At 69.8% G+C, this 18,374-nt stretch carries 12 protein-coding genes; 6 read left to right on the top strand and 6 right to left on the bottom strand.

Going from position 1 to position 18,374, the window contains the following annotated elements:
• Positions 1–85: 85 nt before the first annotated feature.
• Both Q2100_RS09425 and Q2100_RS09430 read left to right on the top strand, forming a co-directional pair.
• Positions 86–700, top strand: coding sequence for a hypothetical protein (locus Q2100_RS09425; protein WP_302913819.1), 615 nt, complete (start codon positions 86–88; stop codon positions 698–700).
• Positions 700–3,852 (top strand): ATP-binding protein, encoded by a 3,153-nt coding sequence (locus Q2100_RS09430; RefSeq protein ID WP_302913820.1) that lies wholly within the window; start codon positions 700–702, stop codon positions 3,850–3,852. Before Q2100_RS09425 ends, Q2100_RS09430 begins: the two co-directional genes overlap by 1 nt.
• Here Q2100_RS09430 and dctA read toward each other — a convergent pair.
• The 4 genes from dctA to Q2100_RS09450 form a co-directional block, all read right to left on the bottom strand.
• Positions 3,839–5,197: a C4-dicarboxylate transporter DctA gene (dctA, locus tag Q2100_RS09435; protein ID WP_302913821.1), complete on the bottom strand. Its 1,359-nt coding sequence runs from the start codon at positions 5,195–5,197 to the stop codon at positions 3,839–3,841. The two genes, Q2100_RS09430 and dctA, sit on opposite strands and share 14 nt — an antisense overlap.
• Positions 5,198–5,308: 111 nt before the next feature.
• Positions 5,309–6,361 carry a substrate-binding domain-containing protein gene (locus Q2100_RS09440; protein ID WP_302913822.1) on the bottom strand — a complete coding sequence of 351 codons (1,053 nt, stop codon included), beginning with the start codon at positions 6,359–6,361 and terminating at the stop codon, positions 5,309–5,311.
• Positions 6,362–6,422: 61 nt separating this feature from the next.
• Positions 6,423–7,460: an ABC transporter permease gene (locus tag Q2100_RS09445; RefSeq protein ID WP_302913823.1), complete on the bottom strand. Its 1,038-nt coding sequence runs from the start codon at positions 7,458–7,460 to the stop codon at positions 6,423–6,425.
• Positions 7,457–9,001, bottom strand: a complete 1,545-nt coding sequence (locus Q2100_RS09450) for a sugar ABC transporter ATP-binding protein (protein WP_302913824.1) — start codon at positions 8,999–9,001, stop codon at positions 7,457–7,459. Before Q2100_RS09450 ends, Q2100_RS09445 begins: the two co-directional genes overlap by 4 nt.
• Positions 9,002–9,236: 235 nt before the next feature.
• Between Q2100_RS09450 and Q2100_RS09455 the strand changes: the two genes are divergently transcribed.
• Positions 9,237–10,154, top strand: a complete 918-nt coding sequence (locus Q2100_RS09455; RefSeq protein WP_302913825.1) for a sugar-binding transcriptional regulator — start codon at positions 9,237–9,239, stop codon at positions 10,152–10,154.
• Positions 10,155–10,185: 31 nt separating this feature from the next.
• A complete protein-coding gene (locus tag Q2100_RS09460; RefSeq protein WP_302913826.1) occupies positions 10,186–10,950 on the top strand; it encodes a GolD/DthD family dehydrogenase in 765 nt (254 codons plus the stop codon).
• Between the two features lie 4 nt (positions 10,951–10,954).
• On the opposite strand, the gene Q2100_RS09465 is transcribed toward Q2100_RS09460, so the two are convergent.
• Together Q2100_RS09465 and Q2100_RS09470 are read right to left on the bottom strand one after the other, a co-directional pair.
• Positions 10,955–12,427, bottom strand: a complete 1,473-nt coding sequence (locus Q2100_RS09465; RefSeq protein WP_302913827.1) for an acetyl-CoA acetyltransferase — start codon at positions 12,425–12,427, stop codon at positions 10,955–10,957.
• 36 nt (positions 12,428–12,463) lie between these two features.
• Positions 12,464–14,788 carry a CaiB/BaiF CoA-transferase family protein gene (locus Q2100_RS09470; protein WP_302913828.1) on the bottom strand — a complete coding sequence of 775 codons (2,325 nt, stop codon included), beginning with the start codon at positions 14,786–14,788 and terminating at the stop codon, positions 12,464–12,466.
• Positions 14,789–14,898: 110 nt separating this feature from the next.
• On the opposite strand from Q2100_RS09470, the gene Q2100_RS09475 reads away from it, so the two are divergent.
• Positions 14,899–17,283, top strand: coding sequence for a phosphoketolase family protein (locus tag Q2100_RS09475; protein WP_302913831.1), 2,385 nt, complete (start codon positions 14,899–14,901; stop codon positions 17,281–17,283).
• Between the two features lie 33 nt (positions 17,284–17,316).
• The gene (locus tag Q2100_RS09480) at positions 17,317–18,066 is read left to right on the top strand and encodes a CPBP family intramembrane glutamic endopeptidase (RefSeq protein WP_302913829.1); all 750 of its coding nucleotides are present in this window, start codon (positions 17,317–17,319) and stop codon (positions 18,064–18,066) included.
• Positions 18,067–18,374 lie beyond the last annotated feature (308 nt).

An 18,374-nucleotide genomic window follows, 5' to 3' on the forward strand; every position in this document is an offset into this window, starting at 1 on the left:
GTGGAGGGGGTATCCGGGTGGGGCGTGAATCGTTCGGCGCTGTCGCCGGTACCCGCACGAGACGACGGCAGAAAGGCGAGCGGACGTGACCGTGGCCCCCGACGAGCTGACCGGAACCGAGCAGGCGGTGCTCCTGGTGCTGATGGCCGAATGCCGGCCGGTGCCCAACCCGGAGCTCAAGAACCTGGGCCCGGCGCTCGACCAGTCGAGCAGGAACCGGCTGCAGCGGCGTGGCCTGATCGAGGTGACCTCCGGCCGGCCGATGGTGCTCGAGCTCACCGACGACGGTTGGGCCACATGCCGATCGCTGTTCGGAGCCGCCGTGCCCGCCCGGCCCTCCGGCCAGGGCAGGGCGCTGTACACGCTGATGAGGGCGCTCGACCGGCATTTCGAGCGGACCGGTCTCTCGCTGGCCGAGGCGTTCGGGCCGGCGCAGGCCGATGACGTCGACACCCGGGTCCGCCGCAGCTACCGGCAGCTGTCGCGCCGTCCCGGCGGCTGGGTGGGACTCGCGGCGCTGCGCAGGCACCTGACCGAGGTGCCGCGCGACGAGCTCGACGCAGCACTGCTGCGGCTCGAGCGGCAGCCCGGGGTGAGCCTGATCCCCGAGGAGAACCGCAAGGCGCTGACCGACGACGACCGGGCCGCGGCGCTGCGCATCGGCAACGAGGACAACCATCTGATCGCGATCGAGTCCTGATGCAGACACAGCACCGGGAGGCGCTCGGCGCGCTGCGGCTCAACTCCGTGATGAGTCTCGACGACATCTGGCATTCCCAGAGCACCCACATCGGCGGTCTGCACGAGGACGCGCTGGCGGACGTGATGTCCGCCTTCGACGAGGTCGCTCGCTATCCCGACGCCACGCCGCTCGGCGTCGTCGTCCGCGGACGGGCCGGATCGGGCAAGACCCATCTGCTGGGCCAGGTCCGCGAGCGGGTGCAGGCCGGCGGCGGCTTCTTCTTCATGGTGGAGCTGCTCGACGCCACGACATTCTGGCAGTCCGCGCGGGGCGGCATCCTGGAGAGCCTGGGCAGGCCGGGCCGCGTCGAGGAGACCCAGCTCAAGGACCTGCTGTGGCAGCTGTCCACACCTGCGAGGATCGGTCGCGCCACGCGGCGCGACGTCGTCCGCGGTGAGGACCTCGATCCGGAGATGCTCGACGAGTTCGTGGTCGCGTGCACGAAGGCCCACGGCGACACCGTGCGGCAGTGCCGTCATGCGCTGCGGGCCCTGATCCTGCTCGGCGCCACCGATCCGTCGCTGCAGGACATGGGTGAGGCTTATCTGACGTCGACCGACGACTCCGGCGGAGACGACCGGGCGCCCTGGGGTCTGCGCCGGCCGGGCAAGACACCGCAGGAGACGGTGCGTGACATCGCACGTCTGGTGGCACTCGCGGGGCCGGCCGTGATCGGCATCGACCAGATCGACACGCTGCTCGCCCAGTCGGCGGGAAGCACAGATGCACCGGGCAGCGTCTCCGACAACCGGAATCTCGAACACGTCGCGCACGGCTTGATGTCCATCAAGGAGGCGATGCGGCGCACGGTCCCGGTGGTGGCGTGCCTGCCCAGCGTGTGGGAGCTCATCCGCGAACGCGCCACCGCCTCGGTGCCCGACCGGTTCCGGGAAACCCATGTGCTGGAACGGGTGCCGAGCGCGGCGATCGGGCGGTCGATCCTCGAGCGCCGCTTCGCGGCCGGATACGCGGTGTCACGTTTCGACCCGCCCTACGCGAGCTGGCCGATCCTGCCGTCCGCGTTCGACGACGCTCCGCAGTACACGCCGCGCCGGCTGTTGCAGCGGGCCGACGCGCACGTCCGCGCCTGCCTGCAGAGCGGCTCGCTGACCGAACTCGCCCACCTCAACGACGACACCCCCGATGCCGCGCCGGCGACCGCGGGAGATGAACGGCAGGCCGCGGACACCCATGAGCTGGACCGCCGGTTCGCCGAATACCGCGGCGGGGCGGTGGTGGAGGCGGCACTGGACCCCGACGGCGAGGACACCACCATGCCGGGCCTGCTCGCGGCCGGCCTGGAGGCGTGGATCACCGAGCGAGGCGACGCGGGCCAGCCCTTCCGGCTCGATCCGCCGCCCGGACGGCACGTCGTACTGCACGGGCGGCTACGGCAGAGCCTCGACGACGCGACGGACGACGAGCGGCACTGGGCCTTCCGCGCGATCGCGCATGGGAACGCCATCGCCGTTCAGAACCGGGTCCGCAAAGCCTGGGAGGCAACGGGAATCAGCTCGGACCCCGACCGCCGGAAACTCGTGCTGCTGCGCAATTCGCGGTGGCCCGGCGGAGCCAAGACGGCGGCGCTGATCGCCGAGGTCGAGGCGGCCGGCGCCCGCACGATCCCGATCGGCCGGGAGGATCTGCGCACCCTGGCCGCCCTGCGCGACCTTTTCGACGACAACCATCCCGACCTACCCGAGTGGCTGCGCCGTCGCCGGCCCGCGCACGGGATCACGATCTTCCGGGAGGCGTTCGGCGACCTCACCGGCGATCCACCGCCACCGGTTCCCGAACCCGTTGCGGCACAACCCACGACGGCCACCACCGGGCCGGGCACGCCGACCTATGCCGCGGTCGAGGAATCGGCGGGCGACGTGCCGCTGGGGATCGACGCCGCCGGAGTAGCGCTGACGGTGAATCTGCTGGCGCTGCGCAAGCACACCGCCATCTTCGCGGGCTCCGGTTCCGGCAAGACGGTGATGATCCGGCGGCTCATCGAAGAGTGCGCACTGCGCGGGGTGTCGTCGATCGTCCTGGACATCAACAACGACCTGTCCCGCCTCGGCGAGGCGTGGCCGACGCCGCCGCCCGGCTGGAACGCCGCGGACGACGAGCGCGCGGCGCAATACCTCGACGGCACCGAGGTGGTCATCTGGACCCCACGCAAGAACTCCGGCAGACCGCTGTCGTTCCAGCCGCTCCCCGACTTCGCGGGCGTCCTCGACGACGAGGAGGAGTTCGACGACGCGGTGGAATCCGCGGTGGCTGCGCTCGAGGTCCGGGCGCTGACCGCGGGCAGGACCGCCAAGGCAAACCTGTCCCGGGCGGTGCTCAAGGAAGCGTTGCGGCACTACGCCCGTCGCGAACCCGACGCGACGCTGCCGGGGTTCATCGCGATGCTCGGTGACCTGCCGCAAGGTGTCACCGAACTGGCGAAGGGCCCCAAACTGGCTGCCGAGCTGGCCGAGAACCTGCACGCCGCGATGGTCAACGACCCGCTGTTCGGCGGACGGGGAACGCCTGTCGATCCGGGCCTGCTGCTCACCCCGTCACCGGGCCGCCGGGCGCGGGTGTCGGTGATCAGCATGGTCGGTCTGACCCGCGAGCAGCAGCGCGAAGGCTTCGTGAACCAGCTGCAGATGGCCTTGTTCTCCTGGATCAAGCGACATCCCGCCGCCGACCGGCCGCTGGGCGGACTGCTCGTGATGGACGAGGCTCAGAACTTCGCACCGTCCGACCGGCACACCGCCTGCACCCGCAGCACGCTGGCGCTGGTCTCGCAGGCCCGCAAGTACGGCCTGGGACTGGTGTTCGCCACGCAGGCGCCGAAGGGACTGCACCTCAACATCCCCGGCAACTCCGCGACGCAGTTCTACGGCCTGCTCAACGCGCCCGCGCAGATCGCGGTCGCCCGGGAGATGGCCCGCGCCAAGGGCGGTGAGGTGCCCGACATCAGCAAGCTGCGGGCGGGCAACTTCTATGTCGCGCTGGAGGGCAACGCGTTCCACAAGATCCGTGCGCCGTGGTGCCTGTCGCACCATCCGCAGAGTCCGCCCACCACCGAAGAGGTGCTCGACATCGCCCGCCGCGGGCTCACCGGGAGCTGATCACCGGCTCCGGCTGTGCCGCCACCTCGTCGACGTCCTCGCCGCGCAGCACGCTGCGCATCCGTTCGGCATCGAGCTGCCCCTCCCAGCGGGCCACCACCAGCGTCGCGACACAGTTGCCGAGCAGGTTCACCGACACCCGCATGGAGTCCATGATCCGGTCGGCGCCGAGCAGCAGCGCCACGGCGGCCACCGGGATGGCGCCGTGACCGATCGCGGCCACGGTGGCCGACAGTGCCAGGAACGACGAACCCGGCACACCCGCCATGCCCTTGGAGGTCAGCATCAACACCAGCACCGCCATCACCTGCTCGCCGATGCTGAGGTCGACCCCGAGCGCCTGCGCCAGGAACAGCACGCAGATGGACAGGTAGAGCGTTGCGCCGTCGAGATTGAACGAGTACCCGGTCGGCACGACGAGACCCGTTGTGGTGCGCGAACACCCGGCGTGGATCAGCTTGTCCATGATGCGGGGCAACACGACCTCGGTGGACGCGGTGCCCAGCGCCAGGAACAGCTCGTCCTTGATGTAGCCGACGAAGCGCCACAGGTTGACCCCGGCGAGGAACCACGAGATCGCCGCCAGGATGCCGATGAACAGCGCCGCGCCGAGATAGCAGGCGGCGATCAGCTTGGCGTAGCTGCCCAGCGACGAGATGCCGTACTGGCCGATGATGTAGGCCATCGCGCCGAACGCGGCGACCGGCGCGAGCCGCATGATCCAGCCGATGATGGTGAAGAAGATGGTCGACAGGTGCTCGATCAACTCGAACACCACAGGCGGGCCGTGCTCGCCGAACTTGGCCAGCGCCAGCCCGAACAGCACCGCGAAGAACAGCACCTGCAGCAGGTGGTTCTCCGCGAATGCCGACACGGCCGAGGCCGGGATGATGTCGAGCAGGAATTCCACCGTGTGCGGCAGTTCGCCGTCGTTGGTCTTGGCCGCGACCGCGTCGGCGCCGGTGGCCAGGGTGTCGGCGTCGATGTCGAAACCGGCACCGGGTTTCACGAGGTTGCCGATCACCAGACCGAAGAGCAGCGCGAAGGTGGTGACGACCTCGAAGTAGATGAGCGCCTTGACCCCGATGCGTCCCACCGATTTGAGGTCGCCGACGTGGGCGATGCCGATCACCACGGTGCAGAAGATGATCGGGGCGATCAGCATCTTGATCAGCTTGATGAACGCGTCGGCCACCGGTTTGAGGTCGGCGCCGAACGCCGGCCACAGCCAGCCGACGAGGATTCCCGCCACGATCGCGATCATCAGCTGGATGAACAGCGAGGAGTACCAGGGCTTGCGCGGCGCGTCGGGGCCGGCGTGATTCTGCAGGGCGCTGTCCGTCATCGACCTTTCATAGCGACAGCGGGTTTCGGTGCGGTGAGTGTCGCGTAACGGCGGCGATAAGCGAGCGCGGGACCGGCCACCGCAGTGACCGGTCCCGCGAGTTCGTGCCCGCTAGGGCTGCTTCTGGCCCGGAATGCCCTCGTAGGCGATGTCGCCGGTCTTGAGGTTCTCGTTGATCAGGTCCGGGAGACCTTCGAGGAACTTCTCCCGCTCGGTCACCACGTGCTGGATCGCGACGTCCACGTTGTCCTTGGTGATCGCCGGCATGACGTACACCGGATTGGTGTTGACCTGCTCGCCCTTGACCAGCTTGTCGGCGACCGCGAGGCCCGCCGCCAGCTCGACTGTGCCGTTCTGCAGCGACGTGCCGATGAACTCGCCACTCTTCACGGCGTTCAGGCCGTCCTCGATGCCGTCGATGCCGACGATGGGCACGTCGCTGCGCCCCACCTCCTTGAGGGCCTGCAGGGCGCCCAGACCCATGTCGTCGTTCTGCGCGACCACACCGGTGATCTGGTTGCCGAAGCCGGAGATCCAGTTCTTCATCTTGTTGACGGCCTCGTCGCGCTTCCAGTTGGCGGTGTCGCGGGCCAGCACCTTGATGTCGGGGTACTTCTTCAGCGTCTGTTCGATGCCCTCGCTGCGGTCGAGTTCGCCTGACTGCCCCAGCGGCCCCTGCAGGATGACGATGTTGCCGCGCCCGCCGAGGCGGTCGGCCATCATCTGCATCTCCTGCGCCCCGGCCGCCACGTCGTCGGGTTGGACGTTGCCCGCGATGTCCTTGCTCTCCAGCGCGGCGTTGACCGGTACCAGCGGGATGCCCTTGGCCTTGGCCGAAGCGACCTGCGGTCCCAGCGAGTCCGCCTGCACGGGGACCACGATGATCGCGTCGACGCCCTGGTTGATGTAGGAGTCGATCTGGCTGGCCTGGGTGGACACGTCGAGATTGGCCGAGTTCCAGACCAATTCGATGTTGTTGGCCTCGGCGTAGGTGTCCATGCCCTCCTTGCCCGCGGTGATGAAGGAGCTCATGTCGTACACCGACACGCCGATCCTCGTGGTGTCACTGTTGGCTTCGGTGTCGCCTGCCCCGCAGGCGGTCAGCCCCAGGGCCAGCACAACGGCCGCGCCGGCGGCGGTCCACTTCGTTCCCAGTCGTCTCATGACGTCTCTCACTCTCGTTGTGATGGAAGGAAAATTGCCTGTGTGGTGCGTGCGGGCCCGGTCACGTCCGTCCTCGGGTGGACCAGACGTCGACGGCCACCGCCGCGACGATCAACACACCCTTGATGACGTCCTGCCAGTACGCGGGCACCACGAGGATGTCGAGCCCGTTGTTGAGCGTCTGGATGATGAACAGGCCCAGCACCGTTCCCCACACCGTGCCGCGGCCGCCCATCAGGCTCGCGCCACCGATCACCACCGCGGCGATCGCGTCGAGTTCGTAGCCCTGCCCCAGATTCGGCGGCCCCGAGATGACACGCGAGGCCAGCATCACCCCGGAGATGCCGGCCAGCAGACCCGACAATGCGTAGACGCTGAAGAGGACGTTCTTGGCGTTGATGCCTGCGATCTCGGCCGCCGACCTGTTGCCGCCGACCGCGTACACCCGCATGCCGTAGGTGGTGCGCTTCATCACCACCGCCAGCACCACGATGCCCACGATCATGACGAGCACCGGGATCTGCAGGCCGAGGATCTTGGTGTTGGCGATGGAGCCGAACTCCGCGGGCAGTCCGTTGATGGGCGCACCTCCGCCGATCACGTAGGCCAACCCGGAGCCTGCCGTCAGCGTGCCCAGAGTGGCGATGAACGGCGGGACGTTGAGGCGGGACACCAGGATCCCGTTCAACGAGCCGACCGCGAGACCGACGATCATGGCCACCAGCACCGTCATCCACACCTGGCCGGGGTTGGCCTTCGCCGTCGCCGCTCCCGCCATCGCCGACACCGCGATCACACTGCCCACCGAGAGGTCGATCCCTCCGGTGAGCACCACCAGCGTCTGTCCGAGCGCGATCAGGGCGAACGGCGCCGCCGCGACGAGGATGGTCACCAGGTTGTCGACGGTGCCGAATCGCGCACTGCGGTAGCTGAAGTAGGCGATCACCAGCAGCATGATGATGACCATCGAGTACCGCAGCGCCAGACCACTCAGCCACGCCCGGGAGAACAGTTTGACCGGCTCACCGGTGATCGGCGACGTCACCGTCGTCGGTCCGGCCTGCCCCGCGTTCTCCTCGGTGCCGGTGGGGGTGCTCACGTGTCTTCCTCCGTTGATCGAGCGGGAATGCGGTGGCCGGGTCCGTCCAGCGCGGTCGCCATCCGGAACACCGACTCCTGCACGGAGGGGTGGTCCAGCGCCTCCCGGTCGAGCTCCCCGACCAGCGCGCCGCTGCGCATGACGAAGGCCCGGTGTGACAGCCCGATGATCTCGGGCATGTCCGACGACGCCATCACCACCGCCATCCCGGCGGCCGCGAATTCGGTGATGATGCGGTAGATCTCACTGCGCGCGCCGACGTCGACGCCGCGGGTGGGCTCGTCGAGCAGCAGGACGTTGACGTCGCCGGTCAGCCAGCGGGCCAGCACCACCTTCTGCTGGTTGCCGCCTGAGAGCGTCCCGACCTGTTGGTTCAGCCCGCGACTGCGCAGGCGTACCGAGGACATCACGTCGGAGACGGCCTTGGTGCGCGCCTTGCCGCGCAACCATCCCGCGACGCTGAACGACGACAACCGCGGCAGTGATCCGTTGTCCAGCACGCTCATCGAGAGCACCACGCCGGAGAGTTTGCGGTCCTCGGGGACCATCGCCATTCCCGCGGCGATCGCGGCGGCGGGGGCGTTGCGCTTCACCGGCCTGCCGCGCACCACGATGTCGCCTGCGGCGGTGTGCCGGGCGCCGAAGATGGCCTCGAGGAGTTCGGTGCGCCCTGCGCCCACCAGACCCGCGAGTCCGACGATCTCGCCCGCCGACACGGAGAACGACACCGGTTCGGCCGCACCGTCGACCTGGAGATCGCGGACCTCGAGCACCGTTTCGCTGCCGGGCTCGGTGCGGTCGGGGAAGAGCGCGTCGAGTTCGCGGCCGATCATCGCGGTGACGATGTCGTCGTCGGACACCTCGGCGATCGGGGCGTCGAGGATGAGGCCGCCGTCGCGCAGCACCACGGCGCGGTCGGCGATGGCGCGGATCTCGGCCATCTTGTGCGTGGTGTAGACCATCGCCACGCCGTGTTCGCGCAGCCTGCGCACGATGGAGTAGAGGCCCTCCACCTCGCGTTCGGAGATCGCCGAGGTGGGCTCGTCGAGCATCACCACCTCGGCGCCGGTGCGGGCGGCCTTGACGATCTCCACGATCTGGCGCAGCCCGACCGGCAGGCTGCCCATCCGGGCCGTCGGGGAGATGCCGACGTCGAAGACGGCCAGCGTCTCGCGCGCCTCGGCGATCATCGCCCGCCGGTTCAGGAACGGGCCACGGCGGATCTCCCGGCCGACGAACAGGTTTTCGTAGACGGTCATGTCCTCGATCGAGGCCAGTTCCTGCGGCACGATGGCCACGCCGTGTCGCACGGCGTCCCTCGGATTGCCCGCGGCGAGGTGGGTGCCGCGCACCGACACCGTTCCGGCGTCGGCGTGGTACTGGCCGCTGATGATCTTCATCAGGGTCGACTTGCCCGCACCGTTCTCTCCGGCAAGCGCGGTGACGGTGCCGGGCTGCAGCGTCAGCGTGACCCCGCGCAACACGGGCACACCGCCGAAGCTCTTCGTTATCCCGGCACACTCCAGCACCGCGCTGCTCACGATGGCATCTCCGTCGACGTCGGACCGGACCACGGAGGCGGCGACCCGCAGACCGCCGTTGCCGTCATGCCCGCCAACCCTTTCCGAACGAACCGCACCGGGCTCCTCCGCTGTTGTGGGCGGGAACACCCGCCCGCTCTCTTGTGAGGTGGATCATGCTCTGGCCTATGCTCAGATGTCAACGGCTCTGCACATATGTGCACGAGGCGGCCGCGGCTGACGTGGGAGGGGCGGGATGGGGCCCGACGAACTGTTCGAGCGTGCACTGGTGGCGCGCCGCTACTACCTGGAAGGCCGCACCAGAATCCAGATCGCCGAGGAGCTCGGGGTGTCCCGCTTCAAGGTGACCCGCATGCTGGACGAGGCGCTGCAGTCGGGCATGGTCGAGATCAAGATCCACAACCCGGGATCCGTCGACGTCGACCTGTCCACCGCCGTCCAGCGCCGCTACGGCCTCCAGCACGTGTACGCGGTGGCGAGCGACGCCCGCAACACCGCCGACCGGGTACAGGCGGTCGCCAAGGCGATGGCGGAACTGCTGCAGTCGATCCTGCGCGACGGCGACGTGGTGGGGGTCGACTGCGGCCGCACCCTCGCCCACATCGCGCCGCACCTGACGACGCTGCCGCGGTGCGACGTCGTCCAACTCAGCGGCATGGCCGGCGCCATCACCGGCAACGGCCTCGATCTGGTGCGGCGGATCAGCGAGGTCAGCGGCGGGCAGTCCTGGCCGCTCTACGCCCCACTCGTCGTCCAGGACGGCCGCACCGCAGCGGCGCTGCGGAGTAACCAGCAGATCCGGGACACCGTGAGCCGGTACCCGGACGTGACATGCGCCCTGGTGTCGGTAGGGGCGTGGAAGCCCGGGGCGTCGCAGACCCACCTGTCGCTGACGGACCGGGAAGTCGCGCGATTCAACGAGGCGCGGGTGTGCGCCGAGACCTGCGCGCTGCTGCTCGACGAGGACGGCCACCGCGTGCCTGGCCTGGACGACCGCCGGATGGGCATCGGGGAATCGGCGCTGCGGGCGATACCGACCCGCATCGCGATCGTCACCGGTGCCGAGAAGATCGCCGCCACCAGGGCGGTGCTGTGCTCCGGGCTGGTCACGGCGATCGTCACCGACAGCGACATCGCCGCCGCACTTCTGTGAAGACCGCTCGAATGAAAGGATGCGAAATCAGATGACCTCTCCTGCAGTGGATCTCGACTTCCGACTCGACGAGAGGGTCGCGCTGGTCACCGGCGGGGCGTCGGGCATCGGTGCGGCCATCGCCGCCGCCCTCGCCGCGAAGGGCGCACGGATCGCGCTGGCGGACCTCGACGCAGCCGGCGCGCAGGCAGCGGCGCAGGCACTCGGCGCGGGCAGCAGGGGCTTCGGCTGCGACGTCGCCGACGCCGGTTCGGTCGGTGCGGTCGTCGAGGAGGTGATGGCGGGCTTCGGACGGATCGACGTGCTGGTCAACAGCGCCGGCATCGTGATGCTCGGTCCCGCAGAGGAACTCGCGCTCGACGCGTGGGACAAGACGATCGACGTCAACCTCAAGGGCACCTTCCTGATGTGCCAGGCGGTCGGCAACCGGATGCTGGCGGCCGGTCGTGGCGTCATCGTCAACATGGCGTCACAGGCGGCCAGCGTGGCCCTCGACCAGCACGTCGCCTACTGCGCGTCGAAGTTCGGGGTGGTCGGTGTCTCGAAGGTACTGGCGTCGGAATGGGCGGGCCGCGGCGTCCGGGTGAACACGATCTCACCGACGGTCGTGCTCACCGAACTGGGGCGCAAGGCCTGGGACGGCCCGCGGGGCGAGGCGATGAAAGAGCTCATCCCCACCGGACGGTTCGCCTACCCGGACGAGATCGCCGCGGCGGCGGTGTTTCTCGCCTCCGACGCGGCGGCGATGATCAACGGCGCCGACCTGGTGATCGACGGCGGCTACACGATCCGCTAGTCCGCTACAGCAGCGCCGCTGTGCCGTCCTCGCGCACGGTGACCTTGACGCCGGCGATATCGCCCTCGACGGTGGCGGCCGCGTCGCCGGCGTCGGTGATCACCGCGAGTGTGCGGGCGTCGTCGGGCGTCCGCACGGCGAGGTAGGCCTTCTCGGGTGCGCCGTCGCGGTCGAACGGGGTGGTCCATGCCTCGACGGTGCCGGTGCCGGACCACTCGACCAGGGAGGTACGGGTGGGCTCCCGGTCGACCTCGGGTTGCACGTCCTGCCAACGGAATGCGTGTGCGGGCGGCTCGGTGCCGTAGACGCCGAAGCTGTGTTTGGTGAGGTAGCCGCCGTTGGCGGTGATCAGGCCGCGCGTGCCGCGTCCGCTGGTGAGTTGCTCGGCCATGGTCGCGATGGAGTGCGTGACGTAGTTGTTCCACGGCCCACCGGCGAATGTCAGCCCGCCGGTGACCGTCAGCGGACGCGCGGGGTCCGCCACCGGCAATCCGAGTTCGGCGGCGGCCACCTGCACTGCGGACGGGAAGCACGAGTAGACGTCGACGAGGTCGATCCGGTCGAGATCGGTGTCCGCCAGCTCCAGCACCCGCCGGCCCGCGATCCGGATCGCCGGTGACCGATGGAACTCGGCGCGCTCGGAGATCGCATACGTGTCATGGGAGTCGGTGCCGGCGTACGGGAACACCCAGCGTTCCTCGGGCACCTGCAGCCGCCGCGCCTGCTCGACCGAGGTCAGTATCAGTGCCGCGCCCTGGTCGACCATGTTGTTCGAGTTCATCAGCTTGGTGTACGGCCAGCTGATCATCCGATTGGTCGGCCCTGGCCGCCAGATATCCTCTGCAGCAACGGGTTCGCGGCTCCACGCGTAGGGGTTGTCCCCGGCGACCGCGCTGAACTGCGCCCATAGTTCACCGATGCGGCGGCGGTGTGACTCCGGGTCCTCCCCCGCCGCGATCCGCACCGCCTGCTCGAACATCGGGTAGACGTGGGCGGGCCGTCCCAGCTCGATGCGCATCTCGGCGTCGCCGGCCATCGGCACGTCGTCGGCCCCGGGCGGCGTGGGCAGCGATTCGTCCTGCCGCGTCCAGTCCGCCTTCTCGCCGCGGCGCTTCAACCGTGAACGGGTACGCCAGGTCTCGGCGCCCGCGATCAGCACCACACCGGCGTTGCCGTCCTGGATGTCCAGGCAAGCCTGGTTGACCAGTGTCTGCGGGACGTTGCCGCCGATGCCCGAGTAGCGGGTGGCGGCGCCGTCGGCGCCGATGCGTCCGGCGAGCAGCAGCCCGGGATCGATGTACCTCCAGGACAGCAGGTTCACCACGCGCACGGAGTCGACAGCCGCGAGCACCCGCGGGTCCGCGGCGGATCGGGCCGCGGCGGCCATCAGATCGACGGGTTCGACCGCGGGATTCTCGTCGCGCTGGTTGACCTGGCCGTATCCGATGAGCACCGGCGTGGTGGGGGCGACAGGCATGGGGACAGCATGCCGGATTGCCGCGTAGATCCGGCGTCAGGGTCGCCCGGCTGTGGTGAACAGCCCGCCCTCGGCGATCAGCCGGTCCACCTCGGCGACGTCGAGCCCCAGCACCTTCTGGCAGATCTCGCGGGTGTGCTCGCCGGGCATGGGGGCGGGCCGCAGGTCGGCGGGCGGGATGTGCCGGTACCGGGCGGGGCCGGTCTCGGTCGGCATCGCCACCGCGAACAGCGGGTGGGTCATCTCGGAGAACAGCGCGCGGTGCCGCACCTGGGGGTCGGCCAGCACGTCGGCCGCCCGATGCATCGGTGCGGCAGGCACTCCCGCGGCCTGCATCGTCTCGGCCACCTCGTTCTTGTCGCGCCGGGAGGTCCACGCCGAGATCGCCGCCGGCTCCGCCGAGCCGACGACACCGGCCGCCGCGGCACGGTCGGCAGCGGTGCGCATCGAGACGACACACCATTCGTCGTCACCGGCGCACGGATGGACGCCGTGCACGCCGTCGTCCTCGTCTACCGGCAGCCCGGCCGCCCGCGCGGCCTGTGCGACGTACGTGACGGCCAGTTGGTTCACCGCCGCCTCCGCCTGCGAGATGTGCACGTGTGCACCGGTTCCGGAGTGGTCGCGGTCGATGAGCGCGGCGAGCGCCGCGATGGCCGTGATCCTTGCCGCGACATGGTCGGGGAAGATGGTCGTCGCATCGAAAGGAGTCGCGTCGGCAGAGTCCGCGGTGCCGTCACTCCAGAGCCGGGTGATGCCGGTGCTCGCCCGCACCAGCGGCCCGTAGCCCATTCGCGCACTCCACGGGCCGGTCGCGCCGAACGCGCTGCTCTCGGCCAGCACGATGCGAGGATTCAGCGTGCGCAGCCGGTCGTAGGAGAATCCCAGCGCGTCGAGGGTCCCCGGCTTGAAATTCGCGAACACCGCGTCGGCCCCGGCCACCAGGCCGGCGAACACGTCGGCGCCCGCGGGATGGCGCAGATCCAGACCCAGGCTGTACTCGTTGCGGTGGGTCAGGGCCCACGACCGGCTCATCGGCTGCCCCGGTGCGGTCTGACGCAGCCCGTCGGGATACGCCGCGCTCTCCACCTTGATCACCTCGGCGCCCAGGTCCGCGAAGAGCCGGCCGAGCTCACCACCGGCCACGATCACCCCGAGGTCGAGGATGCGCATGCCGTCGAACGGCCGCAGCGGCCGGTCTCTTGCCGCTGCCGCTACCGAACGGGTTGCACGCCAGTCGGATTCAGCGTCGCCGGGAGTGGGCGCGGGGCGCCGGTAGCCGACATGCTCTCCGTCGACGACGAACGGCCCGGCGGGCACGTCGAGCTGCCGGCCGGCCACCGGCTCGATGACCGACAGCGCGCCCACCGCGCGGAAGTGCTCACACCGCAGCGCCTCGGCGGGGGTGAGCACCGCCGCGATCGGCACGCCGCGAGCCTGGCCCTGCTCGACCAGTTCGGCGACGGACCGGGACGCGAACAGTTCGGCGATCGCCGCGTTGAGTGCCTCCGACGCGGCGTAGCGGGCGGCGATGGTCTCGAACGACGGATCGGCGAAACGCTCGGGTTCGCCGAGCCACCGCCACATCCCGCGCCACTGCCGCGCCGAGAGCAGGCAGATCCGCACGTGACCGTCGGCGCATCCGAAGATCGGGTAGATCTGCTGGTTGCGGGGCCGGCCTCGCCACAGTTCGGCGGAGTGCTTCCGGCCCACCGCGGCCTGACCTTCCGAACCGAAGGGTGGATCGAGGGCCTGCACCACCGCCTCGAACCTGGCGAAGTCGATGTGTTCGCCGTGCCCGCCGCGCAGCCGGTGGAAATGGGCGACCAGAGCCGCCCAGGCCGCCTGCACCGCCGCCGTTCCCGACGCCAGGCCCACGGGCGGAAGCACCGGCTGACCGGTCGTCGGCCCGGACCGCGACAGCGCCGTGGACAGCGCATAGAGCACCGGATCGGTGGCCCGCCACGCCGCGCGCGGGCCCGTCGCGCCGAAGTCGCTGACCGACAGCACCACCAGATGCGGCCATCGCGTCGCGACCGTCGCCTGCGGCAGCCCGAACGCCTCCAGCCTGCTGCGGGGTCCGCTGTCCACCACGATGTCCGCGTCGGCGAGCAGATCCGCGAACCGGGTCCGGTCGGCGGGCGACTGCGGGTCCAGCACGACGCTGCGCTTGTTGGCGTTGTGCACGGCGAAGGCGATGCTCGACCCGGCTATCGCCGGCCGCGCCTCCCGATCGGCGGTGCCGCCGGGCGGTTCCACCTTCAGCACGTCGGCCCCGAGATCGGCGTACATCCGGCCGATCCCGGCGGAGTCCGCGTCGCCGGCGTCGAGCACCCGCAGCGAGGCCAGCAGTGTCCGCACCGCCACAGGCTAGTGCGTACGCCGATCCGCTTGAAGATCACGTGTTCGGGTAGACGGTCGGCACCCGAAGTTCACCCGCCGTGACCAGAATGAGCCAGATGACCAGCCAGATGACCGACGAGTCGCTGTCCCCCACTCTCACCGACGACGAACTGGACCTGATCAACGCCTACTGGCGGGCCGCCAACTACCTGTCCGTCGGCCAGATCTACCTGCTGGACAATCCGCTGCTGCGCGAGGACCTCGCCGCCGAACACATCAAGCCGCGGCTGCTCGGGCACTGGGGCACCACCCCGGGGCTCAACCTCGTCTACGCCCACCTGAACCGCATCATCCGGGAACGGGACGCCGACGTCATCTACATCACCGGCCCCGGTCACGGTGGACCCGGACTGGTGGCCAACGCCTATCTCGAGGGCACCTACAGCGAGGTCTACTCCGGCATCGAGGAGGGCGTCGACGGGCTGCGAAAGTTGTTCCGCCAGTTCTCGTTTCCCGGCGGCATCCCCAGCCATGTGGCCGCCGAGACGCCGGGTTCGATCCACGAGGGCGGCGAGCTCGGCTACGCGCTCGTGCACGCCTACGGCGCCGCCTTCGACAACCCGGACCTGGTGGTGGCCTGTGTGATCGGCGACGGTGAGGCCGAGACCGGCCCGCTGGCCGCCAGCTGGCACTCCAACAAATTCCTCGATCCGGTGACCGACGGCGCGGTGCTGCCCGTCCTGCACCTCAACGGATACAAGATCGCGAACCCGACGGTGCTGTCGCGCATCCCGCAGGAAGAACTCGAAGCGCTGTTCTACGGCTACGGCTACCGGCCGATCACCGTCGCGGGCGACGACCCAGCCAACGTGCACCAGCAGCTGGCCACCGCACTCGACGAGGCGTTCGACCAGATCGCGGCGATCCAGCGGGCCGCCCGCCTCGACGGCGAGGCCGGCAGGCCGTTGTGGCCGATGATCGTGTTGCGCACCCCGAAGGGCTGGACCGGGCCGGAGAAGGTGGACGGCAAGAAGGTGGAGGGCACCTGGCGGGCGCATCAGGTGCCGCTGTCGGAGACCCACTCCAATCCCGAGCACATGGCCCAGCTCGAGGAGTGGCTGCGCAGCTACCGGCCCGAGGAGTTGTTCGACGACGACGGTTACCTGCGGCCCGAGCTGCGGTCGCTGGCGCCCGCCGGAGACCGGCGGATGAGCGCGAACCCGCACGCCAACGGCGGGGTGCTGCGGCGTGACCTCGACCTGCCCGACTTCGCCGACTACGCGGTGGACGTGCCCGCCCCCGCGGCCGAGTCCGCTGAGGCCACCAAGGTGCTCGGCACCTTCCTGCGCGACGTCATCGTCCGCAACCCGGACCGGTTCCGGCTGATGGGACCCGACGAGACCGCGTCGAACCGGTTGTCGCCGGTGTTCGAGGCCACCGACAAGGCGTGGATGGCGGAGATCGATCCGGACGACGAGCACCTCGCGCCGGCGGGCCGGGTGATGGAGGTGCTCTCCGAGCACCTCTGCCAGGGCTGGCTGGAGGGGTACCTGCTGACCGGGCGGCACGGACTGTTCAACTGCTACGAGGCGTTCGTGCACATCGTCGACTCGATGCTGAACCAGCACGCGAAATGGCTGTCGAGCAGCGCCGAGATCGAGTGGCGGCGGCCGATCTCGTCGCTGAACTACCTGCTCACGTCGCACGTGTGGCGCCAGGACCACAACGGCGCCTCACACCAGGACCCCGGATTCATCGACCACGTCGCGAACAAGCGGCCCGAGGTGGTGCGGGTGTACCTGCCGCCGGACGCCAACACGCTGCTCTCGGTCGCCGACCACTGCCTGCGCAGCAAGCACTACATCAACGTGATCGTCGCGGGTAAGCAGCCGGCGCTGAACTACCTGACGATGGACGAGGCGATCGCGCACTGCACCCGCGGCGCCGGGATCTGGGAGTGGGCGGGCAGTGGTACCGGTGAGCCCGACGTCGTGCTGGCGTGCGCAGGCGACATCCCGACGCTGGAGACCGTCGCCGCCGCGGACATCCTGCGTAAACGGTTGCCGGAGCTGAAGGTCCGCGTGGTCAACGTCGTCGACATCATGCGTCTGCAGCCCGAGTCGGAGCACCCGCACGGCCTGTCGGACCGCGAGTTCAACTCGCTGTTCACCGAGGACAAGCCGATCATCTTCGCCTATCACGGCTACCCCTGGCTGATCCACCGGCTGACCTACCGGCACGCCAACCACGCCCAGTTGCACGTGCGCGGCTTCAAGGAGCGCGGCACCACCACGACGCCGTTCGACATGGTGATGCTCAACGACCTCGACCGCTTCCACCTGGTGATGGACGTGATCGACCGGGTCGAGGGGCTGGGCACCCGGGCGGCCGAACTGCGCCAGGAGATGGCCGACGCCCGGCTGGCGGCGCGGCGCTACACCCGCGAGCACGGCGAGGACGATCCGGCCATCTCCGGGTGGACCTGGGAACCGGACGACGGTTCGGCCGACTAGGGCACCCGCCCGGCGCCGGTAGAATCACCGCAAATGACCGACCTTGCCGCGGCGCCGGCCGACGCCGACCTCACCGCGCCGCGCGGGCTCCACGTCTACGTGGACATCGCCGTGGTGGTGGCGGTCCTTGTGGTCACCAATCTCGTCGCGCACTTCACGACGCCGTGGGCCAGCATCGCGACGGTGCCCGCGGCCGCGGTCGGGCTGATGCTGCTGGTGCGTGCCCGTGGCCTCGGCTGGACCGAACTGGGCCTCGGCCGTGAGCACTGGCGTTCCGGCGCCGGTTACGCGGCCGCCGCGGTGGGCCTCGTGGTCACAGTGATCGCCATCGGCGCGCTGCTGCCGTGGACGCGGCCGATGTTCATGAACAACAACTACGCGACGATCTCCGGTGCGCTGATCGCCTCGATGGTGGTGATCCCGCTGCAGACGGTCATCCCCGAGGAGCTGGCGTTCCGCGGTGTGCTGCACGGCGCGCTGACCCGGGCGTGGGGGTTCCGCGGCGTCGCCGCCGCCGGGTCGCTCCTGTTCGGGCTGTGGCACATCGCCACGTCGTTCGGCCTGACCAGCGAGAACGTCGGCTTCACCAGACTGTTCGGCGCCGGGATGTGGGGCACCGTTGCCGGGGTGGTGCTGGCCGTCGTGGCGACCGGGATCGCCGGATTCGTCTTCACCTGGCTGCGCCGTCGCAGCGGCAGCCTGCTCGCGCCTATCGCGCTGCACTGGTCGCTCAACGGGCTGGGCGCGCTCGCCGCGGCGCTGGTGTGGCACCTGTCCGTGTAGTCGAGGCGTCCCAGGCGGGGCGCACCGTTGAAGCTGCGTCCTGGGCGGTCATCACTCGCACTATCGCGCCCTGCGCGCAGAGTCGACGCGGTGACAGGCCCGAGCATGCCGAACGGGCGCCGCGGTCGATCGCTCGACGTGTGCGACGCCCGTTCGGGTCAGCTCTCAATCAGGACGGCGGGCGCATCTCCGGTGCCGTGTTCGGATCGACCGGCACCGCGACTCCCACACCCGGCCGCGGCGGCGGGGCGTTCGGGTCCGGCGGAGGCGCATTGGGATCGGGCGGAGGCGGCGGGGCGTCGGCCGGC

The sequence above is a fragment of the Mycolicibacterium arseniciresistens genome, from assembly GCF_030519285.1.
Classification (GTDB): domain Bacteria; phylum Actinomycetota; class Actinomycetes; order Mycobacteriales; family Mycobacteriaceae; genus Mycobacterium; species Mycobacterium arseniciresistens.

Bases quoted from the DNA above. Each gene is read 5' to 3' on its own strand.
- Q2100_RS09480 (WP_302913829.1), top strand. From the start codon at position 17,317: ATGACCGACCTTGCCGCGGCGCCGGCCGACGCCGACCTCACCGCGCCG.
- Q2100_RS09465 (WP_302913827.1), bottom strand. From the start codon at position 12,427: ATGCCTGTCGCCCCCACCACGCCGGTGCTCATCGGATACGGCCAGGTC.
- Q2100_RS09460 (WP_302913826.1), top strand. From the start codon at position 10,186: ATGACCTCTCCTGCAGTGGATCTCGACTTCCGACTCGACGAGAGGGTC.
- Q2100_RS09475 (WP_302913831.1), top strand. From the start codon at position 14,899: ATGACCGACGAGTCGCTGTCCCCCACTCTCACCGACGACGAACTGGAC.
- Q2100_RS09440 (WP_302913822.1), bottom strand. From the start codon at position 6,361: ATGAGACGACTGGGAACGAAGTGGACCGCCGCCGGCGCGGCCGTTGTG.
- dctA (WP_302913821.1), bottom strand. From the start codon at position 5,197: ATGACGGACAGCGCCCTGCAGAATCACGCCGGCCCCGACGCGCCGCGC.
- Q2100_RS09455 (WP_302913825.1), top strand. From the start codon at position 9,237: ATGGGGCCCGACGAACTGTTCGAGCGTGCACTGGTGGCGCGCCGCTAC.
- Q2100_RS09430 (WP_302913820.1), top strand. From the start codon at position 700: ATGCAGACACAGCACCGGGAGGCGCTCGGCGCGCTGCGGCTCAACTCC.